Origin of the sequence: Microcystis sp. M061S2 (genome assembly GCF_020245605.1) — a bacterium.
Taxonomy (GTDB): Bacteria; Cyanobacteriota; Cyanobacteriia; order Cyanobacteriales; family Microcystaceae; genus Microcystis.
On record NZ_JADBUP010000153.1, the window covers coordinates 1 to 5,784 of the forward strand.

Below are 5,784 nucleotides of genomic sequence, written 5' to 3' on the forward strand. Positions count from 1 at the left end.
GTTCTACCCTTCCTGGTGTCTTTAACGTGATGGCACCACTCCGATTCCATCCCGAACTCGGTTGTGAAACTTCACCGTGGCCAAGATACTTGTCGGGTTGCCGACCGGGACAATAGCTCGATGCCAGGATTATTCTTTCCTACCCCTCAATCCGACAAGATTGGGGGGTTTGGTTTTTAGGAAAAATCAGAGGATTTTAAATCTAAACCTCGCTCAAATATTGTATCTATGGCTAACATTTCTCTGTCGCTAGTCATAAATTTATGATCTTTGGTTGCTTGGATAGTTTGCCCATTTTCTAGGGTGTATTCAAAGACTTCTTGTAAACCTCGCTCGTGCCATTGAGAGATTGGTTGACTATAAACAAAACCATTTTGGTCAACAGTATAAACAGTGCAGTTAATTTCTTCGCTCACAATTTTAGCAATTGGTAATAATCCGTATTCCTCAGTTAAAATTAACGTCTCACCTCCTAGACAATATTCGGCAAAATTTACCATCTGTTCAAAGAGATTTTCAGCGATTCTTTTTTCCACACCATTTTTAGCAGCACCATCGATAAACATCTCCCTTTGTTTCTGCATTTCGGAGGCTTTTTTCTTACCCATTGCCCGACGCAATAGATCCGCTTCTCCTAGGGAATAACCCGCTAAATCCTGCGCCATTTTCATAATCTGTTCTTGATAGACTAAAACTGCGTAGGTTTCCTTAAGAATTGGTTCCAATAAAGGATGATCATAACGAATGGGTTCTCTACCGTGTTTTCTGCCAATAAAGAGAGGAATTAATCCCGCATCTAAAGGTCCGGGGCGATAGAGTGCTAAGATTGAAGATATGTCCTCAATACCCGATGGTTTTAACTCTTTAACTATCTGTTTCATCCCCGATGATTCTAACTGGAAAATACCTTCTAAATCCCCTTCTTCTAGTAATACGTGGGTTTTGATAATATCGGGAGGTAGTTTTTTATGTTCCCCTTTAGCCCGAATTTGCAGGGCTTTTCTTTCATCTAAAGGCAATTGTTCGAGATCGATATCTATACCCTGATTTTGTTTAATTAAATCGGCGGTTTTTTTCAAAGTGGTTAAATTTCTTAACCCTAAAAAGTCCATTTTTAACAATCCCAATGATTCTAAATCCTCCATGAAATATTGGGTAATTACCGCCCCATCATTATTTTTCTGGAGGGGAACCACTTCATCTAAAGGTTGGGAAGAAATGACGACTCCCGCGGCATGAACTCCGAAGGTTTTGTTAGTACCTTCGATACGAATTGCCATATCTAACCAATGACGCACATGGGGTTCCGTATCGTATCTTTCTTTAAATGCTGGTTCGGGAGTTTCATCGGAAATCATCACTTTTAAAGGTGTGGGTTTACCGCGAGAAACGGGAATCATTTTCGCCATTTTATCCGATTCGGCGTAGGGAATATCTAACACCCGCGCCACATCTTTTAAGACAGCTTTTGATGTCATGCGGTTAAAAGTAATGATTTGGGCAACATTAGCCTCCCCGTATTTTTCCGTGACGTATTGGATCATTTCATCCCGTCTCTCGATACAGAAATCCGTATCAATATCAGGCATAGATTTCCGTTCAGGATTGAGAAAACGCTCAAATAATAAACCGTGATGAACGGGATCAATATTAGTTATTTTTAAAGAATATGCTACCAAAGAACCCGCCGCAGAACCACGTCCTGGACCGACGGGAATATCATGATCTCTAGCATATTTTATATAGTCCCAAACGACGAGAAAATAGGTAGAAAATCCCATTTTCTGTAACATTTTTAATTCGTATTCAAGTCTTTCTTTGTAAACAGGTTCAATTTCGTGACGAGAAGGACATTTTAATCTTTCTAGTAATCCTAACCAAGCAATTTCTTCTACATAACTATCAGCAGTATGTCCCGCAGGAACTGGATAGTTAGGTAGTCTTGGTTCATTGAATATGTTATAAGGTTCGACTTTTTCTGCTACTTCTAAGGTGTTATTAATCGCTTCTTCAATCACATCTTCTGGCAGATGATCACGGAAAAGTAAACGCATTTCATCAGCAGATTTTAAGTATTCTGTGCCGCTATAACGGAGGCGTTTATCTTCAGTAATTAACTTGGCAGTTTGAATACATAGCAAGGCATCGTGTGCCTCTACATCGTAACAGGAAATAAAGTGAGAATCGTTAGTAGCAACTACTTTGATTCCTAATTCTTTAGCAATTTTAACTATTTCTACATTAACAATCCGATCTTCTTTAGAACCATGGTCTTGAATTTCTAAGTAAAAATCATCACCAAAAAGTTTTTTATACCATTTAGCCGTTTCCTTAGCCAGTTTCCTGTTATTAGCTAAAATTGCTTGGGGAATCTCTCCACCCAAGCAAGCACTGGTAACTATCAATCCTTCGTGGTATTGTTGGAGTAACTCTTTATTGATACAAGGACGAGCAAAAATGCCTTTACCTTGAATACCTTTCAGATTAGAAATAGTAGTTAATTTAACCAGATTTTTATAGCCTTGGGTGTTTTTGGCTAAAACAACTTGATGATATTTTCGGTGGCGAAGATTGACTTCAATATCGCCATTGACTACATACATTTCATTGCCAATAATTGGTTTTATTCCCTTATTACGGCAGGTTTTAATTAATTCGATCGCACCATACATGACTCCATGATCGGTTAAAGCGATCGCCGGTTGTCCTAATTCAATCGCTCGATCAATTAGTGCCGGTAATTGGGAAGCACCATCAAGTAAGCTATAATCACTGTGAATATGTAAACCGACAAAAGACATAGTTTTTCAGGAAAAAGTGACCAGGAAAAGGAGAAAAAAACCAGAATTTACTTACTTTTAATTTTCAGCAATCACAGTCTATTTTTAGGGTTGATTGAGAATCCTATAGGGGAAAGAACTTTCTTCTAAATTAAACCATTGTTCTCGCAGTTTCTGGTTATCATTGCTGCCGACGACAGTATCAACAAATTTTTTCCATTCGGGATCGTTTTTGGGTAAAATACAGCCATAAAGTTCGGTGGTAATCGGTTGACGGGGTAGTAGCACAAATTGTCGCGGATCCTGTCCTTGTTTAACGATTTCCCCCAGTAGAAGAATTCCATCACTAACCACTGCTTTAACTTCTCCCCTTTGTAATTTTGCCACTGCTTCACTTCGATCGCTGACAGCTTGCCAATTAGCCAGAGGATAGATATAACGAATAATACTATCGGTGGTGGTGTCGGGAATGTATGCGATCGCAACTGATGCTAAAGTGTTATTAATATCTATTTTATCAACATTTTCCCTTTTAGTTAGAAATTGCGCTCCCGTCATAAAATAGGGAATAGAAAAATTAACCCTTTCTAGTCTTTCTTCCGTGATTGTTGCCGCATTACAGGATAAATCTACTTGTCCCTGTTCCACTTGCTGAAAACGATTATTAGTCGTCGCTTCTGTAAAGGTTATTGTAATCGGGTTACCTAATTTTTGTGCTAATCGACGTTGGACTAAGCGCATTAATTCCACTCCGTAACCTGTCCATTGTCCCGTTTTCTCATCGATATAACTAAAGGGAGTAGCATCTTTTCTGGCTGCCGCTTTTAATTCTCCCGTGCGAGCAATTCTTTGTAAAACTGTTTCTGCCAAGGCTGATAAATGTAGGTTATTTATCAGTAAAAGACCTAGAAAAATAAACCAAAAGTTTTTAGACATATCAAGAAAGCAAGAAGAGGACAGGAGATAGGGAGAAAAAAGCTAACGGCCGATGTGCGATTAGCAAATGCTGCTGTATTTTAACTACGATCCTCGAATAATCCACTCAAACGTTCTACTTCTGTTTGTGCTGTGTACATAGGAGTTCCAGCCAGAATTCCGGTAACATTGCGGAAAGGTTGACCGATGTGCATACCTTGATGATCGATCGAAAACTCACGAATATCCTTATCGTGCATAGAGCCGCGCATTTTTAAAACAGTGATACCTCGGCGCATTTCTCCATACATTTCCACATAACGCAGCAGAATAATTGAATCGGTAATTGTAGAAATATGCGCTTCTGTGATCGAGGAACCTCCTAATAAAGTGGGAGTGGTGGAAGTAAATAATCCTCCCACCTCTTTTTGCTTAATAAAAGAAGTCAAACCGATAATAAATTCCCGAAATCCTTTCAGATTAGAAACCCTTTCTAAAGCAGATAAACTATCTACTGCCACTCGATTAGGTTGAAACTCCTCGATAATTTCCTTCATCATAATTAAATGATTTTCTAAACCCGTAGTTTCGGGATAACGGCAGACTACCTTTAATTTACCTTCCTTTTCCATGCGGTCATAATCCACACCCCAACCGGTAGCATTTCTAAATAACTGTTCTCGACTTTCCTCGAAGGCAAAAATTAAACATCTTTCCCCATTGGTTACTCCCCCAGCCATAAATTCTGTCACCATCAGGGTTTTTCCTGTTCCTGTGGCTCCCGAAACCAAAATAACCGAATCGCGGAAGAAACCACCCCCACACATTCTATCGAGTTCCAAGCTGCCAGAAGTAATGCGAATATTAGAGGATTTTTGTTCTAATTCAATGGCTGATAAAGGAATAATCACGGCCCCTTTATTGGGAATAATTGTAAAAGGAAATTCTCCTTTTTGGTGATCGGTTCCCCGATATTTTAAAATTTCGATCGTCCTTCTTCTTTTCTCATCGGTTAAAACGTTGCGTAAAATCACCACATTATCGGCCACAAACTCCTCCACCCCATAACGACTGATTTCGCCGTATTCTTGGGTTCTTTCTGCGGTCATAATCGCTGTTACTTCCAATTCTCGCAAAGCGGTTGCCAGACGAAAAAGATCACTTCTCACTTGAGCGCTATCACTTAAATGGCTGAAAATTGCGCCTAAAGAATCCATAGACACCCGTTTGGCTTTATTTTTGCGGATAGCAAACTCAATGCGAGCGATTAATGCGCCTAGGTCGTATTCTCCCGTCACCATCGGCTTTTCTTCCGGTTGGGGGGAAGCATCGACAAAGGCCCATTGACGATTCTCCTCCCACTGCCGGATATTCCAACCAAAACCACCCATATTTTTTCTTAGTGCTTGGGGTGGCTCCTCGAAGGTGACAAAAACGCCATTTTCTCCATTTTTGATGCCTTCTGCCAGAAATTGACAGGCAAAAACCGTTTTAGCACTTCCTGCCGTCCCCGCTATCAAAGTTGCTCGTCCTTTCGGTAATCCCCCTTCCGAAAGAAAATCAAAGCCGGGGATTCCTGTTTCTAACTTCTCAATCAACTCTAGGGGATTATTTTGCGTCATTTAAGTTCTCTATGAAAACGAGCCAATGTTTATTGTACCTATTTCAGTGACCGGCGATACCAGAAATTTATCCCTAGTTTGAGAGTTTGAGCATTGGTAATAAAATTTCCAAGACATAGTTTAAATTCAGGACAGCTTAACCCAAGAATAAATGGGGCGTTGTCAGATGTAAAGATGCTCCGAATCAGCTTGGAACTGAAATTATAGTTATTTCAAATAAGAACGAGACACTATAGCGGTGTGCAGTCGTATGAAGTACAGTGTCACGAGCTATAAACCATGCTAGGCAAGGCTTGGTCTGTATCTCACTCAAGCGCTTACCGCTATAGGCGACACAATAAGTACGAATAATTTCATCAAGGGGTGTCCCCACAGGAGCATACATTCTTGCCCTCTTTAATGCACTAAAATCATGTTCGATATCATTTAAATCAGGAGAGTATTTTGGCAAAAACACGACCTGATGA

General features: G+C 40.0%; 3 protein-coding genes, 1 rRNA gene and 1 pseudogene. 1 reads left to right on the forward strand and 4 read right to left on the reverse strand.

Annotated elements, in window-relative coordinates; genetic code table 11:
- Window positions 1-11: 11 nt before the first annotated feature.
- A 5S ribosomal RNA gene (rrf, locus tag IM475_RS22095) occupies window positions 12-129 on the forward strand.
- A 47-nt stretch (window positions 130-176) separates the two neighbouring features.
- Here rrf and IM475_RS22100 read toward each other — a convergent pair.
- From IM475_RS22100 to IM475_RS22115, 4 genes and pseudogenes are all read right to left on the reverse strand, one after another.
- Window positions 177-2,801 (reverse strand): DNA polymerase III subunit alpha, encoded by a 2,625-nt coding sequence (locus IM475_RS22100; RefSeq protein WP_287729147.1) that lies wholly within the window; start codon window positions 2,799-2,801, stop codon window positions 177-179.
- An 84-nt stretch (window positions 2,802-2,885) separates the two neighbouring features.
- Window positions 2,886-3,716 (reverse strand): amino acid ABC transporter substrate-binding protein, encoded by an 831-nt coding sequence (locus IM475_RS22105; RefSeq protein WP_287729148.1) that lies wholly within the window; start codon window positions 3,714-3,716, stop codon window positions 2,886-2,888.
- Between the two features lie 80 nt (window positions 3,717-3,796).
- Window positions 3,797-5,317 carry a circadian clock protein KaiC gene (gene kaiC, locus IM475_RS22110; protein WP_002797104.1) on the reverse strand — a complete coding sequence of 507 codons (1,521 nt, stop codon included), beginning with the start codon at window positions 5,315-5,317 and terminating at the stop codon, window positions 3,797-3,799.
- A 328-nt stretch (window positions 5,318-5,645) separates the two neighbouring features.
- Window positions 5,646-5,784 (reverse strand): annotated as a pseudogene (locus tag IM475_RS22115) (transposase); the annotation flags it as partial.

Excerpts from the sequence above, each read along its gene's own strand:
- IM475_RS22100 (WP_287729147.1), bottom strand. The coding sequence starts at position 2,801 with ATGTCTTTTGTCGGTTTACATATTCACAGTGATTATAGCTTACTTGAT.
- IM475_RS22105 (WP_287729148.1), bottom strand. The coding sequence starts at position 3,716 with ATGTCTAAAAACTTTTGGTTTATTTTTCTAGGTCTTTTACTGATAAAT.
- kaiC (WP_002797104.1), bottom strand. The coding sequence starts at position 5,317 with ATGACGCAAAATAATCCCCTAGAGTTGATTGAGAAGTTAGAAACAGGA.